We start from the raw sequence: 23,959 nt of genomic DNA, 5'->3' as shown, positions 1-23,959 counted from the left end.
CACCCGCTCCCCCGGCCGCTCCCCCCCCCGCACCTGATGCGGGGGTGGGTCGGACACAGTCAGCCCCTCCGGCGCCGGGGACGGAGTTGCTCAGCTCCCCTCGTAGAACGCCCGCACGTGGGCGTGGACCTGCTCGGGGGCCCGTACGTGGTCCAGGCCCAGGAGGGCGGCGCCCAGGACGGGGGGTGCGGTGACCACCTGGGGGACTGCCTTCGGGGCGCGGACCGTGAGGAGTTCGCGGATACGGTCGTCGAGTTGGGGATGGCGCGCGGCGAGAATGCTGCCGCCGAGGAGGACCGGGGTCTCCTCGGTGAGGAGGTCGAGGCGGGTCAGTGCGACGGTGGCCATGGCGACCACCTCGTCCGCGAGCCGGTCGACGAGGGCGCGCGCCACCGGGTCGCCGTCCACCGCCGTGGCGAAGAGGACGGGCGTCAGCTCGTGGCGCCGGGCGTTGCCGATGTGTTCGAGGTGCAACGCCTCGATCAGCGCGTACATGGAGTCCAGGCCGAAGTGGGCGGGCAGGGTCCGGGCCAAGGCCGTGGGGCCGCCCCGGCCGTCCTCGGCCCGCGCCGCGTGCCACAGCGCCTCCTCCGCCATGCCCCAACCACCGCCCCAGTCCCCGGAGATACGCCCTATCGCCGGGAAACGGGCGGTCCGGCCGTCGGGCCGCATACCGACGCAGTTGATGCCGGCGCCGCAGACGACGGCGACCCCGCGCGGCTCGGCGATCCCGGCCCGCAGGATCGCGAAGGTGTCGTTGCGCACCTCCACACTCGCGCCCCACGCGCGCGCGTGCAGCGCGGCCGCCAACTGTTCCTCCTCGACCGGGAGATCGGCGTTGGCCAGGCACGCCGAGACATGCGCGACGGACGTCGTGCCCGCCTCGGCGAAGGCCCGCCCCACCGCGTCGGCGACCGCGTCCACGGCGGTCTCCACCCCCACGGCCGGCGGCCGGAAGCCGCCGCCGCGCGCGGTACCCACGACCCCGCCGTCGGCGGCGATCACCGCGACGTCGGTCTTGCTGTTCCCCGCGTCGACGGCGAGCACCAGGCCCGCGGGGCCGGACCCGGCGGCCGTCCCGGCGCCGGATCCCGATGACGTCATGCCCACGCGAGGTGCTCCCGGTTGTGCGCGATCAGCTGGTCGGTGAGGGCGTCGGCGTACGCGTGCTGGCCTACCAAGGGGTGCGCGAGCAACGCACGGAAGACACGGTCCCGGCCGCCGCGCAGGGCGGCTTCCAGGGCCAGGTCCTCGTACGCGGTCACGTTCGCCATCAGGCCCGCGTACAGCGGGTCCACGGGCGGCACCGGAAGAGGGGCCGGTCCCTTGGAGCCGATCGCCGCCTGTACCTCGATCACCGCGTCGTCCGGCAGGAAGGGCAGCGTCCCCTTGTTGTAGGTGTTGACCACCTGGTACGGGCTGCCGCCTCCGCCCAGTAGCGAGGCCGCGAGGTCGACCGCCGCCTCCGAGTAGTACGCGCCGCCCCGCTTGGCGAGCAGCTCCGGCTTCTCGTCGAGTGCCGGATCGGCGTAGAGCGCCAGCAACTGCCTTTCCATGTGCGCCACTTCGGCGGCCCGGGACGGCTTCGTATGCAGCTCTCGTACGACCTCGTCGTGCGCGTAGTAGTAGCGCAGGTAGTAGGAGGGGACGACGCCGAGGCGGTCGACGATGCTGCGCGGCAGGTGCAGGTCGTCGGCGATGGCCTCGCCGTGCTCGGCGAGGAGCTTGGGGAGGACGTTCTCGCCCTCGGGACCGCCGAGGCGCACACCTGTTTCCCAGGTGAGGTGGTTGAGGCCCACATGGTCGAGGTGCACATCGGCGGCTGAGACACCGAGCAGGCCGGCGAACTTGCGCTGGAAGCCGATCGCCACGTTGCACAGGCCGACCGTCCTGTGGCCCGCCTGGAGCAGGGCGCGTGTCACGATCCCGACCGGGTTGGTGAAGTCGATGATCCAGGCGTCCGGGTTCGTGCGGCGCACGCGCTCCGCGATGTCCAGGACGACCGGCACGGTGCGCAGCGCCTTGGCGAGCCCGCCCGCGCCCGTCGTCTCCTGTCCGATGCAGCCGCACTCCAGCGGCCAGGTCTCGTCCTGTTGGCGGGCCGCCTGGCCGCCGACGCGGAGCTGGAGCAGGACGGCGTCGGCGCCTTCGACTCCCGCGTCCAGGTCGGAGGTGGTGACGATCCGGCCGGGGTGGCCCTGCCGGGCGAAGATGCGCCGGGCGAGCCCGCCCACCAGCTCCAGCCGGTCGGCCGCCGGGTCGAGAAGGACCAGTTCCTCGATGGGCAGGGTGTCCCTGAGCCGCGCGAATCCGTCGATGAGTTCGGGGGTGTAGGTCGACCCTCCGCCGACCACGGTGAGTTTCATCTGTGTCAACCCTTCACTCCGGTGAGCGTGACACCCTCGACGAACGCCTTCTGCGCGAAGAAGAACACGAGGATCACGGGGGCCATGACCAGCACGGTCGCGGCCATGGTGAGATTCCAGTCGGTGTGGTGCGCGCCCTTGAACGACTCCAGGCCGTAGGACAGCGTCCAGGCGCCGGGGTTCTCCGACGCGTAGATCTGGGGCCCAAAATAGTCGTTCCAGGCGTAAAAGAACTGGAACAGCGCGACTGCGGCGATACCGGGCCTGGCCATCGGCAGGACGACCTTCAGCAGGGTCCTCAGGTCCCCGCAGCCGTCCACCTTCGCCGCGTCGAGGTACTCGTTCGGGATGGTCATCAGGAACTGGCGCAGGAGGAAGATGGAGAACGCGTCTCCGAACGCCATCGGGACGATCAGCGGCCAGAGGGTTCCCGACAGGTCCAGCTGCTTCGCCCAGAACAGGTACATCGGGATGATCACGACCTGCGGCGGCAGCATCATCATCGAGATGACCAGCATCAGCGACAGGTTCCGGCCCCGGAAGCGGAACTTGGCGAGCGCGTAGGCGACCGGGATCGACGACACGACGGTGAGGACGGTGCCGGCACCTGCGTACAGCAGCGTGTTCTTCCACCAGGTCAGGAACCCCGGGGTGTCGAAGACCTTCCGGTAGTTGCCCCACTCCCAGGTGTGCGGGATCAGATCGCGGCTGAGCGCCTGGGTGTCGCTCATCAGCGAGGTCAGGAACACGAACACGAAGGGCAGGACGAAGAAGAGGGCCGCCGCGACACCGAGCGCGTGGATCGCCACCCACTCCAGGAGCGCCTTGCGCCGGGCGGTGCGCTCGGCGGGCGAGACGGGCGCCGTCAACTCCACGGGCTTGTCCAGTACTTGAGTCATACGTCAGTCACCTGCCTGGATGAGACCGCCCCGGCGCCGCATCAGGAACGCGGTGAACACCATGGACAGGGCGAACAGCACGAGCGCGACCACACAGGCGGAGCCGTAGTCGAAGCGCTGGAAGCCGAGGTTGTAGACGAGCTGCGGCAGGGTGAGCGTCGACTTGTCCGGGTAGCCGGGCTCGAACTGCGTACCGGCGCCCTGGATGACGCCCGAGGCGACCTTCCCGGCGATCAGTGGCTGCGTGTAGTACTGCATGGTCTGGATCACGCCGGTGACCACGGCGAACATCACGATCGGCGAGATGTTCGGCAGCGTCACGTACCGGAACCGCTGCCACGCCGAGGCGCCGTCCAGCTCAGCGGCCTCGTACTGCTCGGTCGGTACGTCGAGCAGCGCGGCCATGAAGATGACCATCAGGTCGCCGATGCCCCACAGGGCGAGCAGGGTCAGGGCCGGCTTCGACCAGGTGGGGTCGTTGAACCAGCCCGGAGCCGGGATGCCGACCTTCTCCAGGATCGAGTTGACCGGGCCCGTACCCGGGTTGAGGAGGAAGGCGAAGGCCATCGTGGCCGCGACCGGCGGGGCGAGGTAGGGGAGGTAGAAGAGGGTGCGGAAGACGCCCGTGCCCGTCTTGATCTTCGTGATCAGCAGTCCGACGCCGAGTCCGAACACCACCCGCAGACCGACCATGACGACGACGAGCCACAGGGTGTTCCGCAGCGCGGGCCAGAACAGCGGGTAGTTCTCGAAGACGTACGTCCAGTTCTTCGTGCCGCTCCACGTCGGCGGTTTGAAGCCGTCGTAGTGCATGAAGGAGAAATAGACGGTCGAGATCAGCGGGTACGCGAAGAAGACCGCGAATCCGATCAGCCAGGGCGACATGAAGGCGGCGGTTCTCAGCGTCGCCCGTCGGCGCTTGGCGCGCAGTGTGTACGTGGTGCTCATGGCCGTACTACTTCGCCTGCGCGATGTCCGTGTCGATCTGCTTGGCGGTGCTTTCCAGACCCGCCTTCAGATCCTTGGCCTTGCCGCTCTCGTAGTCGTATCCGAACTGCTGGATCGTCACGAGGTAGGTGCCGCCGTTGATGGACGCGGGCGTCGTCGTCGAGTTCGGGTTCGACGCGATGTCCAGGAACGTCTTGAACCGCGGGTCGTACTTCAGCTTCGGCGACTTGAGCGCGGCGAGCGTGGACGGCACGTTGTGGATGGCGTTGGCGAAACCGACCACCGCGTCCGTGTTCGTGGTCATGTATTTGACCAGTTCCCAGGCCGCGTTCTGCTTCTTGCTGGTGGCGGCGACACCCGCGATGGTGCCGGTGATGTAGCCCTTGCCGTACTGGTCCGCCTGGTCGTCGGGGACGGGCAGCGGGGCGACGCCGATCTCGAAGTCCGGCTTGGCGTCCTCGGCCATGCCCAGCCGCCATTCGCCGTCCAGCTGCATCGCGACCTGACCGGTGTGGAAGGGGTGCTTGGGTCCCCATTCGTCACCGAGCTTGGAGCGGTACTTCTCCAGTTTCTGGTAGCCGCCGAGTTCGTCGACCAGCTTCTTCTGGAGGGTGAAACCGGCTGTGAAAGCGGGGTCCTTGGCGATGTTCGACTTGCCGTTGCTGTCGAAGTAGGTCGGCGAGAACTGGCCGAAGTAGTGCTCGGTGGTGGACTCCCAGCCGTGGTAGTTGGGCATGAAGCCGAGCTGCGAGTAGGAGTCGCCCTTGGCGATGGTGAGCTTCTTGGCGTCCGTCTCGAATTCGGACCAGGTCTTCGGGGGGCTCTTGATGCCCGCCTTCGCGAAGGCGGTCTTGTTGTAGTAGAGCCCGTACGCGTCACCGAGCAGCGGAACCGTGCAGCGGTTGCCGTCGAACTGGGTGTACTCGTTCATCGCCTTCGGGAACGTCGTCTCCGGGTCGATGCCCGCCTTCTTGAAGAACGGGTTGAGATCGACGAAGGCACCGGACGAGCAGAACTTGCCCACATTGTTCGTGGTGAAGGAGGAGACGACGTCGGGTGCCTTGTCGCCGCCCGCGCGCAGCGCCTGGTTGATCTTGTCGTCCGTCATGTTGCCGACGATGTTCACGTGGATGTTGGGGTGCGCCTTCTCGAAGCCCGCGACCAGGGCCTTCACGCCCTTGACCTCGCCGGGCGCGCTCCAGGCGTGCCAGAAGTTGATCGTCTGTTCCTTGGACGCGTCGTCGCTCGGGCCGGAGGAGGACTGGCCGGTACAGGCGGTGGCGAGGAGGGCTATCGAGGCGGAGGCGGCGAGCGCGGCGACCGCTTTCCGGGACATTCCGGGCATGGCGAGGTCTCCCTAGGGCAGGGCGGGGTTGATGGTGTTAGCGGAACGGACTAGCGGGAGGTGTCGAAGACCTCGTCGCGGGTGGCCGCCAGGGCGCTTTCCAACGCGCCGCGCAGCACGGGGTGTTCGTGGACGTCGCCGACGACGAGGCGCGGCCGGGACGCGGCCAGCTCCTCCAGCTCGGCCTGGACCAGGGCGCGCAGCGGTTCGCCGCCCGCGGTGAGCGACGCGCCGCTGAGCACGACGAGTTCGGGGTCGAGCACGGAGACCAGTGAGGCGAGACCGGTGGCGAGCCCGGTCGCGTACGTCTCCAGGAGCCGCCGGTACGGCCCTTCGTCGAGGGCGGCGGCCCGCTCGACGAGGGTGGCGGCGGCCTCGGTGTACGGACCGGTGGGGACGTCCTTGATGCCGAGCTCGCGGGCCAGCTCGGGGAGGGCCTGTGAACCGGCCAGCTCCTGGTAGCCGCCGCTGTTGGCCTTGGTCACCTGTCGCACCAGGGGTGCGCCCGGCACCGGCAGGAAGCCGACCTCACCCGCGCCGCCGGTCCAGCCGCGGTGCAGCCGTCCGCCGAGGACCAGCGCGGCGCCGAGACCGCCCTCGTTCCACAGGAGGACGAAGTCCTCGTGGCCCTGGGCGGCACCGAGCCGTTGCTCGGCGATGGCGACCAGGTTGACGTCGTTCTCGTACTCGACGGGCATCGGCAGCGCGGCGGCGAGTTCGTCGAGGAGGCTGGGGGAGTGCCAGCCGGGCAGGTGCGAGGCGTAGCGCAGCCGCCCGGTGTTCGGGTCGAAGGCGCCGGGTGTGCCGATGACGAGGCGGCGGACGTCGTCCCGGGCGAGCCCGGCCGCCTTCACCGCGCCGTCGAGGGCGTCGGTGACCTGGCGTACGACGGGCCGGCCGGAGCGCCGGCCGGGAGTGGGCAGCTCGTACTCGCCCACGGTCCGGCCCGTGATGTCCGCGACGGCGGCGAGGATGCGCTCGGGGGTGACGTCCAGGCCGGCCGCGTACCCGGCGCCCGGATTGACGACGTACAACTGGGCGTTGGGGCCGGGGCGGCCCTCGCTGGTGCCGGTGGCGAGCACCAGGCCCGCCGCCTCCAGACGGGCGAGCAGCTGCGAGGCGGTGGGCTTGGACAGCCCGGTGAGCTTCCCGATCCGGGTGCGTGACAGCGGTCCGTGCGCGAGCAGCAGGTCGAGGGCGGCGCGGTCGTTCATGGCGCGCAGGACGCGCGGAGTGCCCGGCGTACCGGCGGATCCTGCCATGTGTGTCGACACCTGCCTTTCCACTGCCCACCTTCCCAGTGACCTGGGAGGGAAGTCCATCCGGTGATCACTGTTAGGAAAGTTTCCTATTGGGTGGAAGGAACGTAAGCCCGGGGCGAAGGAGGCGTCAAGAGAAACCGCCCCCGGGGCAACAGACTCGTTACCCGCGGGGGCCGGTGCGGGGGCGGTGCGGGGATGGTGTGGTGTGGCGCGGGTGGAGGTGATGTGAGGGGGATTGATTCCGGCCAGGGGTGAGCGAAGCGTTCGAGCCGGGCCGACGCGCTTCCGTGGCCGTTACAACTTGATCACGATCCCTTATGTGTGCAGGTGGGCGCGTGAGGAGTGCGGATTCGCGGCCATCTGTCCGATGTGGCGGGAAAGCGTCGATGGCGTGCGCACAGTCGCGGCACAGCCGGGCAGCGGCCGAGTTCCCTCTCCCCGGGTCCGTCAAGGGTGTTGACGTGGTCCGAGGTCACCGTGTGGTGACGGTGGCCCGGCTGCGCGGCCCCTTCCACAGGTGCCGGTTTTCTTGATGACGTACGGTGCCCGGCCAGGGCCTCGGCCCGAACGTCCCCAACTCGGGCGGAACCCTCCGGAAGTGACTGTATGAAGGCGAGCTCATGAGGCTGTTGATGGCGTGCTGGGGCACGGCCGCGGGCAGGTGCGTTCCGCTGGCGGGTGCTCAGTTGGCCATCGCTCTCTGGCAGGACGGCTTCACCTGGGGAGCTCTGCGCGAGCAGACGGCCTCCGCCCTTCTGGCGTGGGGCGCCGTTGCCCTCGCCGTGGCCGTCATAGGGTCTCTGTCGCTGCGGAAGCGGGCCCGCCGGGCCGGTGTCCCGCTCTCCGTCGAGGCGCTGGACGAGCGCCAGACCCATCTCCTGCGCGCGGCACCCGTGGCGGACGGCTGGCAGCAGCGCGTCCGCGACGAACTGACGGCGTCGGAGAGGGTCTTCCTCGTCGCCGAGAAGGGCCGCGAGGAGCTCCATTTCCGGTGGCGCCCCGGGCGCGGGGGCCAGTCCGTCTGGGGGACGATGGCCTTCGACGCGACCTCGGGGGACGTGTGCCTCGACGTCCGCGACGAGGAGGGCCTCCTGGGCGTGGCGGGCCTGGGGAAGGGAGCGTCCTTCGCCGCGGTGTGCCAGATCGCGCGGGCCACGGGACTGTCCCCGGCGCCGGGAGGCGGTCTTACGGGGCCTTAGGGGCGGCTGGTGCGGCAGGTCCGGTGGTCCGCATGGTCCGGTGATCCGGCTGGTCCGCCTGGTCCGGTGGTCCGGCTGGGCAGGATGTCGGCGTCCATCGGGGTGGTTCCCGTGCGGTCGGCGGGCTCGGTGGCCTCGGTGGCGCCGTGGGGTCTCGGTCGCCGGAGTGGCGTACGAGGGGCGTGCACCTGGATACGTACATACGAGGGGTAGATACGTACGTACGAGGGGGCGTGCCCGGATCGCCCGGCCACCGCCCCCTCGTACGCGATGCCGCCGCTACTTCCGTACGCGATGCCGCCGCTACTTCGGCGTGGTCGGCGCCACGATCGGCGAGGCCGCCGCGGCCTGCGGGGAGGCCGGGTTCGCGAGGGCGGACGGGGCGGCCACGTTCGCCGACGGGTCGGGCGCGGGCTCCTCCTCCGGTTCCGCCGTCGAGCCGCCCACGATGTGGATGTCCGCCGCGTCGAAGGCGCGCTTGATGCGCCAGCGCAGCTCGCGTTCCACCGAGAGGGCCTTGCCGGGCATCGTCTTGGCGGAGACGCGGACGACCATGGAGTCGAGCAGGACGCTGTCGAGGCCGAGGACCTCGATGGGACCCCACAGGCGCTCGTTCCAGGGCTCCTCCTTGCTCATGGCCTCGGCGACCTCGTTCAGGACGGACTGGACGCGGTCCAGGTCCTCCGAGGCGCGGACGGTGACGTCGACGCCGGCCGTGGCCCAGCCCTGGGAGAGGTTGCCGATGCGCTTGACCTCGCCGTTGCGGACGTACCAGATCTCGCCGTTGTCGCCGCGCAGCTTGGTCACGCGCAGGCCGACCTCGATGACCTCGCCGGAGGCGACGCCCGCGTCGATCGTGTCGCCGACGCCGTACTGGTCCTCGAGGATCATGAAGACGCCGGAGAGGAAGTCGGTGACCAGGTTGCGTGCGCCGAAACCGATCGCCACACCGGCCACACCCGCGGAGGCGAGCAGCGGGGCAAGGTTGATCTCGAATGTGGCGAGGATCATCAGGGCGGCCGTGCCCATGATCAGGAACGAGGCGACCGAGCGGAGCACCGAGCCGATGGCGTGTGAGCGCTGGCGGCGGCGCTCGACGTTCACCAGGAGGCCGCCGAGGGCCGTGCCGTCGACCGCCTGGGCCGTGCGGTTCATGCGTTCTATGAGCTTGGTGATGGCCCGCCGGACCATCACCCTCAGCACCGCCGCGATCACCAGGATCAGCAGCACCCGTAGACCGATGGCGAGCCATGTGGACCAGTTCTGCTCGATCCAGCTCGCGGCGTTGGTCGCGCTCTGCTGGGCGTCCTGGAGCGTGGCGGTCGTCGGATCCGTCGACGTCGAGGGGGACGGCGACGGCGTCGTACCGGCGGCCAGTAGGACGGGCAGGGACACGGCAGGTACCTCCAGGCGTAGCGGTCTGCCCGCGGCTGGGGACATGTGGGACACCGCTCGGGCAGAACCACCACACTAACGGGGCATCGTGTGTGGATCGTTGCCATCTTCGGGGGAGAGACTGTGCTCACCTGGGGATGAAGAGGGTGTGGTCGAGGTGTGGTCGAAAACACTCCCAGCCCGTTACCGGGACATGGTGGCGCTTCCACCAGGCATGAGGGGAGACTGACTACAGATCGTCCCGGCGCGAGCCACGCGCCGCCGGCGTACAAGGAGGCATCCGTGCCGCATGTCCTGGTCCTGAACGCGTCGTACGAGCCGCTCGGCGTCGTACCGCTCCGCCGCGCGCTCGTCCTCGTCCTTGAGAACAAGGCCGTCTGCCTCGAGGAATCCGGCGCCTTTATGCATAGCGCAACCGTTACTGTCCCCGCACCCAGCGTGGTCCGGCTGAAGAGGTTCGTGCGGGTCCCTTACCGGGGGCCCGTTCCGCTGACCAGGCGGGCGCTGTTCGCCCGCGACGGCGGCCGGTGCATGTACTGCGGTGGCGTCGCAACCAGCGTCGACCACGTCATCCCGCGCTCCCGCGGAGGTCAGCACGCCTGGGACAACGTGGTGGCGTCCTGCCGCCGCTGCAACCACGTCAAGGCCGACCGTCACCTGGTCGAGATCGGCTGGCGCCTGCGCCATAAACCCGCCCCGCCGACGGGGCTCGCGTGGCGCATCATCGGAACAGGGCATAGGGACCCGCGCTGGCTGCCCTACCTGCAGCCGTACGGCGCGGATGACGCGATGGCCCGGATCGACGGCATTTCCGCCTGACGATCCGGGCCTTTGTGTTCCCCGGCGGCGTCGGCCGCCGCCTCGTTCCGGCTCCCCAGGAGGACCCCCGCGCCTCCCGGGGAGCCGGCCGTGCCTGTACGTCGCGTGTCGTGCCGTGCGTCGCGTGCCGCAGGTCCGGTGTCCGCAGGCTGTCCGCCGTACGTCGCGTTCCCGCAGGTCAGACGTAGCGCAGCTCCGCCGGATTGACCGAGCGGCGCAGCAGCGGCAGGGACGTGGCGGCGGCCAGCAGACACGCGGCGTAGACGATCACGGGGACGATCGCAGGCAGCAGCGGAATCGATCCGCCGGCCGCGAGCTGCCCGTACCAGGCGCCGATCCCCATGCCGCCGACGCCGGCCAGCGCGACCGCGGGAGCGAGCGGCAGGGCGGTCTCCAGGAGCAGCGCCCGGCCGAGGACGGCCTGCGGCACCCCGGCGGCGACCTGCGCGGCCAGTCCGCGGCGGCGGGTGGCCAGCGACTCGGCGGTGCCCACGGCGAGGCTGGAGAGGGTGATGGCCAGGGCGACCAGGATCGCGGCGCCGGTCAGATCGATGCCGGTGGTGTAGAAGGACATGTTCTCGGCGAACATGTCGTGATCGCGTCCGTTCAGGTCGTCGAGCAGGACCTGCCGGATCCCCATGAAGCCGGTGCCCACGACGGTCACCAACAGCACGGCCGCGTGGGTGCGGGCCGCGGCCCACGGGTCGTCGCGCAGCCGCTCCGCCGCGATCAGGGTCGCCGGGTTTCCGGTGCGCGCCGCGAGGTACCGGCCCGTGAACCGGGCGCCGGCGCCGGACAGCCATACCGCCCCCACGCCCGTGAGAATCACCACGGTGAAAACGAGCAGCGGGGCCGTGGCGAACCCGCCGAAGCTGCGCGGTGCCAGCGCTACCCCCGTGATCAGGATCACCAGCGTGGCCAGCAGGAAGGCGAGGCCCGGTCCCCGTACGCCGGTCGGGCGCACCCGCCGCACCCAGCCCAGCGGCGAGGCGATCACGCGGCGCAGCGCGAGCGCGCTCACCAGCGCACCCAGCACGGGCACGGCCACCGCGATCAGCGCGAACCCCACCCACACGGCGGCCGGTGGCCGCCGCCAGGCGTCCAGCAGGAACAGCGCGCAGAAGACGGTGACGACCGCCGATCCCACGAGGCACGCGAGCCCCGTCTCCAGCGCGGCGATCCGCCGCACCTGGGCCGGGGAGGCACCCGCCAGCCGCAGCCCGGCCAGCCGCCGGTCGCGGTGCACGGCGCCGATACGGGCGCTCTGCCCCAGGAAGCCCAGCACCGGGACCAGCAGGAGCAGGAGTGCGAGGACCACTCCCGAGCGCTCGCCGGGCTGATCGAGCAGACCGTTGGCGAAGGACAGGTCGTACTGGCCGTCGAGGGAGGCCACCGCGACGGCCGCGAGCCCGAATCCCGTGGCCAGCCCCGCGCCCACCACCGTCAGAGTGACCCGCCACCACTCCCGCCGGTCGGAACCACGGGTCAGCAGCAGCGCGAGCCGCAGGTCCGTCCTCACTTCGACACCTCCGGCGAGATCGACGACGACGAGGCAGAGGAAGGAGAAGAGGGCGACGCGGCGGTCGAGGAAGAGGAAGCGGCGGTCGAGGATGAGGAAGGGGAAGGGGACGACGAAGGGGAAGAGGGCGAGGCGGCGGACGAGGTCCAGGCCGAGGCGGCGGGTACGGAGTCGGGGTCGACGACCGCTCCGTCCCGCAGGGACACCTCCCGGTCCGCGTACGCCGCCACCTGGGCGTCGTGGGTGATCAGCAGGACCGTCGTACCGGACTCGCGTGCCGTGTGGATCAAGGCGGTCATCACCTGTTCCCCGGCAAGGGAGTCGAGCGCACCGGTCGGTTCGTCCGCGAAGACGATCTTCGGGCCGGTCACCAGCGCCCGCGCGAGCGAGACCCGCTGGGCCTGGCCGCCGCTCATCTCACCGGGCCGCAGTCCCTCCTGCCCCCGTACGCCGAACCGCTCCAGCCACTCACCGGCTCGCTCCTGGGCCTGACGACGCGACGTCCCGGCGAGCAGCAGCGGCAGCGCCACGTTGTCGACGGCGGTGAGCTCCGGGATCAACTGCCCGAACTGGAACACCACCCCGAAGTCGGTGCGCCGCAGCTCGCCGAGCCGCTTCTCGGGAAGCGTGTCGAGGCGCTCACCGGCGTACTCCACCGTGCCGGTGTCGGGCCGGACGATGCCCGCCAGGCAGTGCAGCAGCGTGGACTTGCCGCTGCCGCTGGCCCCGGTGACGGCCAGGATCTCGCCCGCGCGCAGGTCCACCGAGGCGCCGCGCAGCGCCGGGGTGGAACCGTGCGCCTTGGCCAGGCCCCTGGCAGCCAGAAGTGGTGGGTTGCTCATGCTGCGTCGACCTCCGCGGTCAGGGTGGTGAGCCGGGCCGCTGTGGTGTTCATCCAGCGGAGGTCGGCGTCGAGGTGGTTGAGGGCGTAGTCGGCCGAGAGCACGGTCGCGAGATCGGCGCCGGGCGCCGTCTTCACCGCCGTCAGCTCACGCATCCGCGCCATGTGCGCGGCGCGCTGCGCCCGCAGATAGCCGGCCGGGTCCGCCGAGGCGAGGATCGAGACGACGACCTTGGCGAAGATCTCGTTCGTCACGAAGGGGGCGGCCGGGGCGATTTCGGCGGTCCATTTGGCCAGGTCACGCGCGCCGTCGTCGGTGGAGCGGTACAGCGTCCGCTCCGGGCCGCCGTCGGAGTCGGTGCCGTCGACCTCGGCGAGACCGTCGCGGACCAGCCGTTGCAAGGTCGTGTACACCTGCCCGTAGGCCAACGGGCGGGCCTGCGGGAAGCGTTCGTCGTGCCGTCGCTTGAGGTCGTACCCATGACTGGGTCCTCCGGCGAGCAGCCCCAACAGGATGTGACGGGTGCTCATGGCGACCATTATGCACTCGATATATGTATCGAGTGAATAGTGATCGCCGAAAGGTCTCGGTGGACACGGAATCCGAGGCAGACAAGCCGCGGACGGGGCGCGGGTCGGCCGGTGATGGGTGGCGGGATGGGGCGCGGGTCGGCCAGGGATGGGGCGCGGGTGGGTCAGGGATGGGGCGCGGGTTGCCCGGTGATCGGTCAGCGAGCCACCGCGTACGCCTCCACCGACCACAGCGAATAGCCGTACCGCGTCGCCCGCTTGATCCCCTGGAGCCGCACGTAGCGGACGTCGCGTTCGTCGAAGCGGACGGATTCACGGCCGCCGCGGCCGGCCGTGACGGTCGTCGCGGTGCGCCAGGTGCGGCCGTCGGCGGAGACCTGGACGCGGTACGCGGAGGGGTACGCGTCCTGCCAGCGCAGGACCAGCCGGCCGAGGTGGACCGGTTCGGCGAGCCGCACCTGCCACCAGGCGCCGTTCTGGACGGGGGAGGACCAACGGGTGTCCGGGGCACCGTCGTTGGCCGCGGCCGCCGGGAAGTCGGGGGTCTCGTCGCCCGACGAGGACGCGACGCCGGCGCGGGCCAGGTCGGGGCCCGTCGTGCGCGGGAAGGCGCGGACCGTCAGGGTGCGGGTCTCCGGGCCGAAGGCGACGGCGACTTCGTACGTTCCCGAGGGCGTCCCGGGCGGGACGGCGACCTCGACGGGGAGGTCGACGGCGGTTCCACGGGGGAGGGTCGAGGCACTGCCGGGGACCCTGACCTCGATGCCCTTCGGCGCCCGCGCCGTCAGTGCGCCGCGGACGTCCGCGGGGCGCAGCGGCGTCAGGCGGGCCGTCACCCGCTCCGTGCCGCCGATCTCCACGTCGGTCACGGTGCGGCCCAACTCCAGTGCGGCGGCGGGGGAGTCGGCGAACCACGGCACGAGATGGCGTACGCGTGAGGGTGCGGGACCGGTGACGCGGAGCGCGTCGGCCCGCACGCCCGCCGCCGTGACCTCCGTCGCACCCCCGGTGGCGAGCGAGCCGAGGGGCCGCCAGCCCTCGCCCGGGACGTGGGCCTCGACGGAACCGCTGGTGCCGGGTTCGGCTAGGACGCTCACGGAGGTGATCACGCGGGCGCGCGGGAGGCGGACGGTGCGGCCGTCCGCCGTCGCGCCGCGGTCCGTCGTCGCGCCGCGGTCCGCGGCCGGCTCGTGGGCGAGACCCGCCCAGCTCTCGTACGCCGTCCGGGCCTTCGCGAGAAACGGGTCCAGCACGCCCTTGCCGACCGTGACCCGGCTCGCCGCGAGCTCGCCACGCAGCCGGTCGAGTGTGCGGTACGCCGTCCAGGCCGCCGTGGCGTCGCCGCTCGTCTGCGCGCGCAGCATGGCGACCGCCGTCTCACCGGCCTCGCCGTAGCGCGCCAACTGCTGGGTCCAGGGCGCCACTTCAGCCGCGAGCGAGCCGCCGGCCAGTCGCTTCGGGGTCTCGCGCATGACAGTGAACGCGGCGCGCAGCCGCTCGGCCGCGGCCTCGTTCGCGGTTCGGTCGGTGGTCGTACGGGCCTGCCAGAACGCCTTGATGAGCGGGCGCAGGTACGCCGACTCCTCGCCGCCGAGGACGGAGGAGGCGTCGTTGCCGGCCAGGGCGCGCAGCGCGTCCTCGCGGCCCGGGTCGCCGCCCGCGAGGTCGGCGACTGCCGCCCTCCAGGACTCCTGGGGGCGGTAGGCGCGCGGGTTCCATGCGTAGTCGGCGACCGTGAAGAGGGGGATGCGGGAGGCCTCTGCCTGTGGCATCGCGTTCGCCAGCAGGGCCGCCGAGCCGGTCGCGACAGCCGGTTCGCGGCCTTGGTAGGGGCCCAGGAAGACCCGGTCCTGCGCGTAGTCGTTGACCGGGTAGTTGTCCATGGTGACGAGCCGGTGACCGCCGAACACGGCCCGGGTGCGGGCCAGTTCGCGCCCCGTGATCGTCCTCGGTACGACGCCGACGCCCGTCCACGCGACCTCGACGCCCTCGTCCAGGGCGTTCGCCAGTTCCTCGCGGTAGGTCGTCGAGCCGTCCTCGTAGTACTCCGTCGGCATCAGGGAGAAGGCGGGGGCGCTCGGGTGGCGGTCGGCGAGGCGCCGGGCCACCGCGTTGGCCACCCGAGCCTGCGCCCGCGCGGCCGCCTCGGGGCCGGAGCCGAAGGTGTCGGCGTCCGCGCCGCAGTGCCACTCGCTGTAACTGACGTCCTGGAACTGGAGCTGGAAGGCCCGGAACCCGAGCGCCCACATGGCGTCCAGCTTGCGTGCCAGCGCCTTCACGTCGGCGTCCGAGGAGAAGCACATCGCCTGGCCCGGGGCCACCGTCCAGGCCAGGGTGACGTGGTTGCGGCGCGCGCGGTCCGCCAGCTCCCGGAATTCCGCGCGCTGGTCGGCGGGGTACGGCTCACGCCAACGCGCCTGGCGGTAGAGGTCGTCCCCAGGAGCGTACGCGTAGCGGTTCTGCTTGGTGCGGCCCATGAAGTCCAGCTGGGCGAGGCGCTGTTCGCGGGTCCAGGGCGTGCCGTAGAAGCCCTCGGTGGTGCCACGGACGGCGGTGCCGGGCCAGTCGCGGACCGTGGCACCCGCGATCCGTCCGTCGGCGCCGATCAGCTGCCGCAGTGTCTGCACCGCGTGGAAGAGGCCGTCTTCGCCGATTCCGGCCAGGGCGACGGTGTCTTGGCCGTCGGTGCGGCCGACGGCCAGGCGGTAGCCGCCGGTGGGGAGGTCGGCGCGGGGCGTGGCGCCGAGCGCCGTGAGCGCCCGCTCCAAGGCGCTCGTGGTGGCTCGCGGGCCGAGCGCGTGCGCCCCCTCGCCGGCCGCGCTCCCGGCGTGCCCGCCGAAGGCGTAGGGGGAGTACTGGGAGTGCGCGGGCTGAGGGGAGTGCGGGGGCTGAGGGGAGTGCGAGGGCTGAGGGGAGTGCGAGGGCTGAGGGGAGCGCGAGGGCTGAGGGGAGCGCGAGGAGCGCGGGGACTGCGGGGAGTACGAGGAGTGCGCGGAGGGCGCGCCGTTCGCGCCCCCTTGGTTCCCGGGCGCCGTCTCCCCGCCGGGGCCCACTGTCTCCTGGCCCGCGCGCACAATCAGCGCGTGCGCCGGCGTGGCGGAGCACCGCACGGAGCGCGTCGAGCGCGTACGGATCGGTCGGCGTGTCGGTGACCAGGACGACCTCGCGCGTGACCGCGACCGGAGCGCCGCCCGCGCGCAGGGACTGCGGGCGGGGCCAGACCGCGGGAGGGTCGAGAGCGACGGGCTCACGGTCGCCCGCGGAGGCGGTCGGCGCGGGTGGGGAGGCGACGGCGGCGGGAGCCGTACTCAGTGCGCCGGCGACGACGGCGGACGCGAGGGCGACCGCCCCTTTTCCACGCCGGAGCCGCACGGTCCCCCTCCTCTTCGCCCGAGTCCCCGACGGCCGTGTCGGGGAGGCGTCGAGCCCACCATCCGCGCGGTGAGGGTGTCAACGAGAGTGGCCGAAGTGCCTGGATTGCCCCAACCTGGAGTTGCCGCGGAGGCACGTAAAGTGACCACCTACTGTGACCAGGAGCACGTTGTTCGTCCGGGAACGTCTGCCGTCGCGCCCGCTGGGTAGGGCTGCTGTAACCCAGGTGGACCAGGTGCCGACCAGGTACCCCTGGGTCGCCGTACTCGACGTACACGACAAGGAGGCCCCCGTGGCCGCATCGGCACACCTGCTCCTCTCGGCCCTCTCCAAACGCGAGGCGGAGTCGTCCGTCCAGCCCGAAGGCGCCCTTCTGTTCGAGCGCGCCCATCTGTGCCTGCTCGGCGCGGAAGGCGCCTGCGCGGAGGTGCCGCTGACCAGCGAGCCCCCGCTGCCCGACGCCGAACCGCTCACCAGCGAGCCGCCGCTGGCCGACGCCGCGCACCTGACCAGCGAGCCCACCTCCACCGGCGCCGCATCGGGGGTCTAGATGGCACCTCCTCGGCCCGCCGACCCCCCGGACGCGACGCCCCCTGACGCGACCCCGCTGCCGGCGGCGTCTTCGCCCGCGGCATCTTCGCCTGAGACATCGTTGCCCGCGGCGCCTCCGCCCGCGGAGCCCGCGCAGGCGACGGCCACGCAGGCCACCCGAGCGACGTCCTCGGAGGCCACCCAAGCGGCGTCCTCGGAGGCCATCCGAGCGGCGTCCTCGCAGGCCACCCAGGCGACGTCCTCGCAGCCGACGCCCCTGTGCCGGCTCGCCGAGGCTCACGGCGTCGCCACCTCCTACAGCCCCAACCCGGACCGTACGGTCGCGGCCTCGGACACCGCGCTCGTCGCGGCCCTGGCGGCACTCGGCGTCGACGCGAGCACCCCCGGCGCCGTGAGCGCCGCCCTCGCGGCACGGGAGGCCGAGACGCGGGAGAGGCTGCTGCCGCCGACGGTGGTGTGCTGGGGCGATCGCGCCCCCGCCGCGCTGGCCGGCCTGCCGAACGGCACCCGGCTGCGTATCGCGACCGAACAGGGCGAGACCCGCGCCTCGGCCGAACAACTCCCGCCCGGCGTCCACGCGTTGCACGCCACCGCGCCCGACGGCCGCACCGCCGAGGCGCACGTCGTCGTCGCGCCCGCCCGGCTGCCCACGCCGCCCGGACGCGCGTACGGCCTCCTCGTCCAGCTGTACTCGCTGCTGTCCCACCGTTCCTGGGGCATGGGCGACCTGGGTGATCTGGCCGAGCTGACCGCTTGGGCGGGCCGGGCGCTCGGCGCCGGATTCGTGCAGGTCAACCCGTTGCACGCGGCCGTACCCGGCGACCCCACCGACCCCTCCCCGTACCGGCCCTCCTCCCGCCGCTTCCCCGACCCGGTGCATCTGCGTGTCGAGGACGTCCCCGAGTTCGCATACGTCGACGACCGTGACCGCGGCCGCGTCCGTACGCTGCTGGAGCGTGCCGAACGGCTGCGCGCATCCGTGCTGCACAAGGGCGCCTTGATCGACCGCGACGCCGTGTGGGAGCTCAAGCGCGAGGCGCTAGAACTCGTCCGCGCGGTGCCGCTCGGCCCCGGCAGGCGGGCCGCGTACGCCGACTTCCTCGCCGAGGAGGGCGAGGCGCTGGAGGACCACGCCACCTGGTGCGCGCTCGCCGAGGTGCACGGCTCGGACTGGCGGCGCTGGCCCGTCGGCCTGCGCGACCCCCGTTCCTCCGAAACTGCCCGCGCCCGCGCCGAGTTGATGGACCGGGTCGACTTCCACACCCGCCTCGCCTGGCTCACCGACGCCCAACTCGCCACCGCCCAGCGGTCCGCGCGCGATGCGGGGATGGCGGTCGGACTGGTGCACGACCTCGCCGTCGGGGTGCATCCGGACGGCGCCGACGCCTGGGCCCAGCAGGAGTACTTCGCGGCCGGCATGTCCGTCGGCGCACCCCCGGACGCCTTCAACGCGCGCGGCCAGGACTGGGGCCTGCCCCCTTGGCGACCTGACCGGCTCGCCGCGTCGGGCTACGCCCCGTACCGCCGTCTCCTGCGCGCCCTCTTCCGGCACGCCGGCGCCCTGCGCATCGACCACGTCATGGGCCTGTTCCGGCTCTGGTGGATCCCGCAGGGCCGGCCGCCCACGGAAGGCACGTACGTCCGTTACGACGCCGAGGCGATGCTCGCGGTCCTGGTCCTCGAGGCGTCGCGCGCCGGGGCGCTGGTCATCGGCGAGGACCTCGGCACCGTCGAGCCGGGCGTGCGCGAGACCCTCCAGGGGCGCGGGGTGCTCGGCACCTCGGTGCTGTGGTTCGAGCGGGACTGGGACGGCGACGGGCTGCCCCTGCCCCCCGAGCGCTGGCGCGCCGACTGTCTGGCCACCGCCACCACCCACGACCTGCCGCCCACCGCGTCCCGGCTCACCGGCGACCACGTCGAACTCCGCGAACGGCTCGGCCTGTTGACCGGTTCCCTGGCGGCGGAGCGGGCCGCGGCCGCCGCGGACATCGGGGAGTGGCTGACGCTGCTCACCCGGCTGGGGCTGCTGCGCGGCGCGAGCGGTGCGGGCGGAGCGGTCTCGGAGAAGGCCGAGATCCAGGCGGTGCACCGGTTCCTGTTGCGCACCCCGGCCCGCCTGGTCGGCGTCTGGCTCCCGGATGCGGTCGGCGACCGCCGCCCGCAGAACCTGCCCGGCACCTGGGACCAGTACCCCAACTGGCGCCTGCCCATCGCCGACGCCGAGGGCCGCCCGGTGACACTGGAGGACCTGGCCGCCTCGCCACGGCTGCACGCGCTGATGGACGTGGTGCGGGTGGGGCCGGGGGCCGGTGCGGGGCGTGTGGACGGCAGGGGGCGCGCAGGTGGTCACGCGGAGCGGTGAGGGATCCGTACCGGGCTCCTTACGGCACCCCGGACGCGCGGCTCATTCAGGTGTTCGCTACGTTTGCATGGTGGACAAGAAGAACGCCCTGCGCGCCGGCGCCCTGGCCGCCGGTACGACGCTGATGATGCTGCTCATGTCGTCCCCCGCGCTCGCTGTGAACCCCGACGACGGTGACGACCCTGGCAAGGGCCTGAGCGTGATCGACACGCTGGGTCTCTACGTCGTGGCGCCCATCGTGCTGTTCCTGGTCATCGCCGGCCTCGTGATGGCCCTGGACAAGTCCCACAAGCAGCAGAAGCAGAGCTGAACCCCTGCCGGTTCCCACCGGCTCACAGCAGCTCTCACCGGCTCTTTCCGTCGAGGGAGTCCACGCATCGTCGGGTCGCACCGTCGGGTGCGCGGACTCCCTCGACGCGTTTTCGGCGCGCGGTAGCGGGTGCCCGGGCTCTCCAGGGGCGCCGTGCCGTCCAGGGAAGCGGTGCCGCCCAGGGACGTCGTGCCGTCTAGGGAAGTGGTGCCGCCTACGGATGGGGTGCGGTCAGGTACCGCTGCACCGTGGGGCCCAGCCAGGCCACGATCTCCTCGCGGTGCAGCGCGACGGCCGGCTCGAACCGCAGGATGTAACGGGCGAGCGCGAACCCGAGCAGCTGCGAGGCGCAGAGGGCGGCCCGTGCCGGGGCCTGCTCGGGATCGGGGCAGGCCCGCTGGGCGACCGGGGCGAGCTGATCCTTGAAAATGCGCTGCATCCGCTCGGCGCCCGCTTCATTGGTGACGCCGACCCGGAGTATCGCGGTGAGCACCTCGTTCTCCTCCCACAGATGGAGGAAGTGGCTCACCAGGGTGCGGCCCACGTCGTTCGGGTCGAGGCCCGACGGATCGGGTAGCCGCAGATCGACGTTGAGCACGGCGGCGAACAGCCCCTCCTTCGAGCCGTAGTAACGCATCACCATCGACGGATCGATCCGCGCGTCCTTGGCGATGGCGCGGATGGTGGCCCGCTCGTAGCCGTCGGCCGCGAAGCGCTCGCGCGCGGCGGTGAGGATCGCGGTGCGGGTGGCGTCGGAGCGGCGGGGCGCGGGAGCGTCCGCCGAGGCCGCTGTGGACGCGTCCGCCGAGGCCGCCGCGGACAGGGACGCGAGCTGTTCCTTGACTGACATGCCAACAACCGTAGGCCAACATGTGTTGACAGTCCAGTGCTGCCCACCTATGTTGGCAAACAAGCGTTGGCAAACGAACGTTGGCAAGCAGGCGTTGACCAACAAGCGTTGACCAACAAGCGTTGACCCGCGAGCGTTGGCATCAGGAGGCCGCCATGAACGGCAACATGCGGAACGAGCGCACCAGCACGACAACCCCCACCCCCACCCCCACCTCCCACGACGTCATCGTCGTAGGCTCCGGTCCCACCGGGCTGCTGCTGGCCGGCGACCTCGCCACCGCCGGTATCCCGGTCACCCTCGTCGAGAAGCGCCCGCACAAGATCAGCAACCTCTCCCGCGCCTTCGTCCTGCACGCCCGCACGCTGGAGCAGCTCGACGCCCGCGGCCTCGCCGACGAAGTGGAGGCCAAGGGGCAAGCCCTCGACCGCCTGCGTCTCTTCGGCGGCCTCAGCCTCGCGCTCGACACGCTTCCCTCCCGCTTCAACCACGTCCTCGTGATCCCGCAGTACGAGGTGGAGAAGGCGCTGCTGCGGCGGGCGGAGGAGGCCGGGGTGCGGTTCGCGTACGAGACCGAGGTGACCGGGCTCAGCCAGGACGCGGACGGCGTGACGCTCGAAGTCCGGGGTCCGGACGGGGAGTCGGGGCGGCTGACGGCCGCGTACGTCGTCGGGGCGGACGGGATGCGCAGTGTGGTGCGGGAGGCGATCGGGCTGCCGTTCCCGGGCAGGTCGGTCATCCGCTCCGTCGTCCTCGCGGACGTCCTGCTCGACGAGGAGCCGGAGTCGGTGCTGAGCGCCAACGCCGTCGGCGACGCCTTCGCCTTCCTCGCACCCTTCGGCGACGGCTACTACCGGGTGATCGGCTGGCACCGCGGCCGTGACGTCCGCGACGACGAGCCGCTCGGACTCGACGAGGTCAAGGAGATCGCCCGGCTCGCCCTCGGCCGCGACTACGGCATGCGCGACGCCCGTTGGATGTCCCGCTTCCACAGTGACGAGCGCCAGGCGCCCGCCTACCGCGTGGGCCGCGTCTTCCTCGCGGGGGACGCCGCGCACGTGCACACACCGGCCGGCGGCCAGGGCATGAACACCGGCCTCCAGGACGCGGCGAACCTCAGCTGGAAGCTGGCGGCCGTCCTCGACGGGCATGCGGACACCGCCCTGTTGGACACCTACCAGGCCGAGCGGCACCCCGTCGGCAAGTCCGTGCTGCGCAGCAGCGGCGGCATCGTGCGGCTCGCGATGGCCAAGCGCCCCTGGACGCTGGCCCTGCGTGCCGGACTCGCCGCGTTCCTCGACCACGTCGGCCCCGCCCGCCGCAAGGCAGTCGGCCGGATCACGGGCATCGGGTACGCGTACGCGGCGCCGCGCGGCGCCCACCCGCTGGTCGGCACGCGCGCCCCGGACGTCGCCCTGAAGAGCGGACGCCTCTACGAGGCTCTGCGCGGCGGCAGGTTCGTCCTGGTCACCCCGCGACCCGTCGAGGCCGGGGCCCGCGCGGACCGCCTCGCCGTGGAGAGGTGGTCGAGTGACCGGCGTACGACCGTGCTCGTACGGCCCGACGGATACGTGGCCTGGGCAGCTGAGTCCCCGGACCCGGCGGCGGTGGAGGCGGCGCTCGCCGCGCACCTGGGCGCCGCGGGTCAGGGCGGCCTAGGCGGTGGTGCCCGCCAGCAACTGACGGAGCAGTTCGGCGAGTTGACCGGCCCGATTGTCGTCGAGGACTGAGAGGGCCTCCGTCTGGACGGCGAGCCCAGCCCCGACGGCCTCGTCGATCAGCCGCAGTCCCTCGTCCGTCAGCGTGACCTGGAGCCCGCGCCGGTCGTGCGGATCGGGGGAGCGGCGCAGCAGTCCGGCGCGCTCCAGCTTGTCCAGGCGTCCGGTCATCCCGCCGGTGGTGAGCATGAGCGTGGCCGAGAGCTGCCGGGGCGAGAGGGTGTACGGGGCGTCCGAGCGGCGCAGCGTCGCCAGCACGTCGAACTCCCCGCGCGCGATGCCGTAGCGCGCGTACGCCTTCTCCATCCGGTCGCCCATCGCGCGCGAGAGCCGGAAGATCCGCCCGAAGACCTCCATCGCGGCCGTGTCGAGGTCCGGCCGGACGCCCGCCCACTGCTCGATGATCGCGTCGACCGGGTCCTTGGGGGTGCTCATGGGGCCGAGTATCCGCCGAAGGTCGGTTGCCCGCAAGAAAGTGGATCAGTGAAAAGCTGCTTGACGAAAAGTATCTTAGGACTAAGCTACTTCCTGCTGACCTACCTACCTTTCGCCGACCGCTTTCGTCGACCTACCTCTCGTCGACCTACCTCTCGTCGACCTACCTCTCGTCGACCCGCCTTTCGCCGACCTGTTTCGCTGATCTGCCTTTCCCCGACCTCCTTCCACGGACCTGCTCCGGAAACGGGTGCCCCATGGCCGCCAACCGCCCCGCCCTCATAGCCCTCACCGCGCTCGCCCCCATCTCCTGGGGTAGCACCTACGCCGTCACCACCGAGTTCCTGCCGGCCGACCGCCCCCTGTTCACCGCCATGACGCGTGCCCTGCCTGCGGGCTTACTGCTGCTCGCGCTGGCCCGGGTGCTGCCGCGTGGCGTCTGGTGGGGGAAGGCGTTGGTGCTGGGCGCGCTGAACATCGGAGCCTTCTTCCCGCTGCTGTTCCTCTCCGCGTACCGGCTGCCGGGCGGGATGGCGGCGGTCGTCGGCTCGATCGGACCGCTGTTCGTCGCGGGCCTGTCGGTGCTGCTGCTCGGCGACCGGCCGACACTCCGTACGCTCCTCACCGGCGTCGCGGCGGCCCTCGGTGTCAGCCTCGTCGTCCTGAAGGCGGCGGGCGCCCTCGACCTCGTGGGTGTTCTCGCGGCGCTCGCGTCGACCGCGTCGATGTCCACCGGGACCGTGCTCACCAAGCGGTGGGGGCGCCCGGACGGAGTCGGCCCACTGGCGCTCACCGCCTGGCAGCTGACGGCCGGCGGGCTGCTGATCGCGCCGGTCGCCCTGCTCGTCGAGGGGGCGCCGCCCGCGCTGGACGCACGCGCGGTGGGCGGTTACCTGTACCTGGCACTGGCGAACACGGCGGTCGCGTACTGGCTCTGGTTCCGCGGTATCGGCCGTCTGACCGCCACGCAGGTCACCTTCCTCGGCCCGCTCTCGCCGCTGACCGCCGCCGTCATCGGATGGGCGGCCCTGGGGCAGGCGCTCACCCCGGTGCAACTGGCGGGCATGACGCTGGCGTTCGGGGCGACGGTCTTCGGTCAGCTGAAGTCGCGTACGACCAAGGGCGCCGCACCCTCCGCCGGATCTTTCAGTTCAACTGAAAGGAATGCTCGAAAAGATTCGATAGACGTGACAGTTCCTGTCTTGCGACGGTAGTCGGAAAGCTCCCCCGACCACC

At 71.7% G+C, this 23,959-nt stretch carries 19 protein-coding genes and 1 pseudogene; 7 read left to right on the top strand and 13 right to left on the bottom strand.

The genetic code is table 11. The annotated features are described in order from the left end of the window. Nucleotides 1-90 precede the first annotated feature (90 nt). Genes ACFVXA_RS22090 through ACFVXA_RS22065 form a run of 6 tightly spaced genes read right to left on the bottom strand, consistent with a single transcriptional unit; the run spans nt 91 to nt 6,820 of the window. A complete protein-coding gene (locus tag ACFVXA_RS22090) occupies nt 91-1,104 on the bottom strand; it encodes an N-acetylglucosamine kinase (protein ID WP_383742648.1) in 1,014 nt (337 codons plus the stop codon). Then, the gene (locus tag ACFVXA_RS22085) at nt 1,101-2,366 is read right to left on the bottom strand and encodes a 6-phospho-beta-glucosidase (RefSeq protein ID WP_390026123.1); all 1,266 of its coding nucleotides are present in this window, start codon (nt 2,364-2,366) and stop codon (nt 1,101-1,103) included. Before ACFVXA_RS22085 ends, ACFVXA_RS22090 begins: the two co-directional genes overlap by 4 nt. Before the next feature lie 5 nt (nt 2,367-2,371). Further along, on the bottom strand, nt 2,372-3,265 hold the full coding sequence (locus ACFVXA_RS22080; protein WP_362018036.1) for a carbohydrate ABC transporter permease: 894 nt from the start codon (nt 3,263-3,265) through the stop codon (nt 2,372-2,374). A gap of 3 nt (nt 3,266-3,268) precedes the next feature. Further along, nucleotides 3,269-4,213 carry a carbohydrate ABC transporter permease gene (locus ACFVXA_RS22075; protein WP_390026121.1) on the bottom strand — a complete coding sequence of 315 codons (945 nt, stop codon included), beginning with the start codon at nt 4,211-4,213 and terminating at the stop codon, nt 3,269-3,271. Between the two features lie 7 nt (nt 4,214-4,220). Beyond that, complete coding sequence (locus ACFVXA_RS22070) at nt 4,221-5,558, bottom strand: ABC transporter substrate-binding protein (RefSeq protein WP_383905999.1); 1,338 nt, start codon at nt 5,556-5,558, stop codon at nt 4,221-4,223. Between the two features lie 50 nt (nt 5,559-5,608). Next, a complete protein-coding gene (locus tag ACFVXA_RS22065) occupies nt 5,609-6,820 on the bottom strand; it encodes an ROK family transcriptional regulator (RefSeq protein ID WP_362018042.1) in 1,212 nt (403 codons plus the stop codon). A gap of 686 nt (nt 6,821-7,506) precedes the next feature. Between ACFVXA_RS22065 and ACFVXA_RS22060 the strand changes: the two genes are divergently transcribed. Next, a complete protein-coding gene (locus ACFVXA_RS22060; RefSeq protein ID WP_389468350.1) occupies nt 7,507-8,019 on the top strand; it encodes a hypothetical protein in 513 nt (170 codons plus the stop codon). A 303-nt stretch (nt 8,020-8,322) separates the two neighbouring features. Here the strand turns inward: ACFVXA_RS22060 and ACFVXA_RS22055 are convergent, their stop codons facing one another. Beyond that, the gene (locus ACFVXA_RS22055; protein WP_390026119.1) at nt 8,323-9,414 is read right to left on the bottom strand and encodes a mechanosensitive ion channel family protein; all 1,092 of its coding nucleotides are present in this window, start codon (nt 9,412-9,414) and stop codon (nt 8,323-8,325) included. A gap of 282 nt (nt 9,415-9,696) precedes the next feature. Here ACFVXA_RS22055 and ACFVXA_RS22050 point away from each other — a divergent pair, with 282 nt between their 5' ends. After that, nucleotides 9,697-10,233 (top strand): HNH endonuclease, encoded by a 537-nt coding sequence (locus tag ACFVXA_RS22050; RefSeq protein WP_362018047.1) that lies wholly within the window; start codon nt 9,697-9,699, stop codon nt 10,231-10,233. Nucleotides 10,234-10,411: 178 nt separating this feature from the next. Here ACFVXA_RS22050 and ACFVXA_RS22045 read toward each other — a convergent pair whose 3' ends face one another. From ACFVXA_RS22045 to ACFVXA_RS22030, 4 genes and pseudogenes are all read right to left on the bottom strand, one after another. Beyond that, nucleotides 10,412-11,752 carry an ABC transporter permease gene (locus ACFVXA_RS22045; RefSeq protein ID WP_384019520.1) on the bottom strand — a complete coding sequence of 447 codons (1,341 nt, stop codon included), beginning with the start codon at nt 11,750-11,752 and terminating at the stop codon, nt 10,412-10,414. A 179-nt stretch (nt 11,753-11,931) separates the two neighbouring features. Then, a pseudogene (locus ACFVXA_RS22040) lies at nt 11,932-12,594 on the bottom strand (ABC transporter ATP-binding protein); the annotation flags it as partial. Beyond that, nucleotides 12,591-13,124: a PadR family transcriptional regulator gene (locus ACFVXA_RS22035; RefSeq protein WP_384397715.1), complete on the bottom strand. Its 534-nt coding sequence runs from the start codon at nt 13,122-13,124 to the stop codon at nt 12,591-12,593. The gene ACFVXA_RS22035 and the pseudogene ACFVXA_RS22040, both read right to left, overlap by 4 nt. A 197-nt stretch (nt 13,125-13,321) precedes the next feature. Then, entirely contained in the window at nt 13,322-15,892 is a 2,571-nt protein-coding gene (locus ACFVXA_RS22030; RefSeq protein ID WP_390026117.1) for a beta-N-acetylglucosaminidase domain-containing protein, read from the bottom strand. Between the two features lie 896 nt (nt 15,893-16,788). On the opposite strand from ACFVXA_RS22030, the gene ACFVXA_RS22025 reads away from it, so the two are divergent. The 3 genes from ACFVXA_RS22025 to ACFVXA_RS22015 all read left to right on the top strand — a co-directional run bounded on the left by ACFVXA_RS22025 (nt 16,789) and on the right by ACFVXA_RS22015 (nt 19,720). Then, entirely contained in the window at nt 16,789-17,046 is a 258-nt protein-coding gene (locus ACFVXA_RS22025; protein ID WP_383742803.1) for a hypothetical protein, read from the top strand. A gap of 258 nt (nt 17,047-17,304) precedes the next feature. Further along, nucleotides 17,305-19,410 carry a 4-alpha-glucanotransferase gene (malQ, locus tag ACFVXA_RS22020; protein WP_390026135.1) on the top strand — a complete coding sequence of 702 codons (2,106 nt, stop codon included), beginning with the start codon at nt 17,305-17,307 and terminating at the stop codon, nt 19,408-19,410. Between the two features lie 70 nt (nt 19,411-19,480). Next, nucleotides 19,481-19,720, top strand: a complete 240-nt coding sequence (locus tag ACFVXA_RS22015) for a hypothetical protein (protein WP_383742809.1) — start codon at nt 19,481-19,483, stop codon at nt 19,718-19,720. Nucleotides 19,721-19,934: 214 nt separating this feature from the next. On the opposite strand, the gene ACFVXA_RS22010 is transcribed toward ACFVXA_RS22015, so the two are convergent. After that, on the bottom strand, nt 19,935-20,570 hold the full coding sequence (locus ACFVXA_RS22010; protein ID WP_390026114.1) for a TetR family transcriptional regulator: 636 nt from the start codon (nt 20,568-20,570) through the stop codon (nt 19,935-19,937). A gap of 155 nt (nt 20,571-20,725) precedes the next feature. On the opposite strand from ACFVXA_RS22010, the gene ACFVXA_RS22005 reads away from it, so the two are divergent. Continuing rightward, nucleotides 20,726-22,300 (top strand): FAD-dependent monooxygenase, encoded by a 1,575-nt coding sequence (locus ACFVXA_RS22005; protein WP_390026112.1) that lies wholly within the window; start codon nt 20,726-20,728, stop codon nt 22,298-22,300. Here ACFVXA_RS22005 and ACFVXA_RS22000 read toward each other — a convergent pair. Further along, complete coding sequence (locus ACFVXA_RS22000; protein WP_389512963.1) at nt 22,226-22,723, bottom strand: MarR family winged helix-turn-helix transcriptional regulator; 498 nt, start codon at nt 22,721-22,723, stop codon at nt 22,226-22,228. The genes ACFVXA_RS22005 and ACFVXA_RS22000 overlap by 75 nt on opposite strands. A gap of 257 nt (nt 22,724-22,980) precedes the next feature. Here ACFVXA_RS22000 and ACFVXA_RS21995 point away from each other — a divergent pair, with 257 nt between their 5' ends. Beyond that, nucleotides 22,981-23,937 (top strand): EamA family transporter, encoded by a 957-nt coding sequence (locus ACFVXA_RS21995; protein ID WP_390026110.1) that lies wholly within the window; start codon nt 22,981-22,983, stop codon nt 23,935-23,937. The last annotated feature ends 22 nt before the right edge of the window (nt 23,938-23,959 follow it).

Source organism: Streptomyces sp. NPDC058246, from assembly GCF_042881985.1.
Classification (GTDB): Bacteria; Actinomycetota; Actinomycetes; order Streptomycetales; family Streptomycetaceae; genus Streptomyces.
The sequence above is the reverse complement of the archived record's forward strand: the minus strand, read 5'-3'. Positions and strand labels throughout refer to the sequence as shown.

Bases quoted from the DNA above. Each gene is read 5' to 3' on its own strand.
- ACFVXA_RS22090 (WP_383742648.1), bottom strand. From the start codon at position 1,104: ATGACGTCATCGGGATCCGGCGCCGGGACGGCCGCCGGGTCCGGCCCC.
- ACFVXA_RS22085 (WP_390026123.1), bottom strand. From the start codon at position 2,366: ATGAAACTCACCGTGGTCGGCGGAGGGTCGACCTACACCCCCGAACTC.
- ACFVXA_RS22080 (WP_362018036.1), bottom strand. From the start codon at position 3,265: ATGACTCAAGTACTGGACAAGCCCGTGGAGTTGACGGCGCCCGTCTCG.
- ACFVXA_RS22075 (WP_390026121.1), bottom strand. From the start codon at position 4,213: ATGAGCACCACGTACACACTGCGCGCCAAGCGCCGACGGGCGACGCTG.
- ACFVXA_RS22070 (WP_383905999.1), bottom strand. From the start codon at position 5,558: ATGCCCGGAATGTCCCGGAAAGCGGTCGCCGCGCTCGCCGCCTCCGCC.
- ACFVXA_RS22065 (WP_362018042.1), bottom strand. From the start codon at position 6,820: ATGGCAGGATCCGCCGGTACGCCGGGCACTCCGCGCGTCCTGCGCGCC.
- ACFVXA_RS22035 (WP_384397715.1), bottom strand. From the start codon at position 13,124: ATGAGCACCCGTCACATCCTGTTGGGGCTGCTCGCCGGAGGACCCAGT.
- ACFVXA_RS22010 (WP_390026114.1), bottom strand. From the start codon at position 20,570: ATGTCAGTCAAGGAACAGCTCGCGTCCCTGTCCGCGGCGGCCTCGGCG.
- ACFVXA_RS22005 (WP_390026112.1), top strand. From the start codon at position 20,726: ATGAACGGCAACATGCGGAACGAGCGCACCAGCACGACAACCCCCACC.
- ACFVXA_RS22000 (WP_389512963.1), bottom strand. From the start codon at position 22,723: ATGAGCACCCCCAAGGACCCGGTCGACGCGATCATCGAGCAGTGGGCG.
- ACFVXA_RS21995 (WP_390026110.1), top strand. From the start codon at position 22,981: ATGGCCGCCAACCGCCCCGCCCTCATAGCCCTCACCGCGCTCGCCCCC.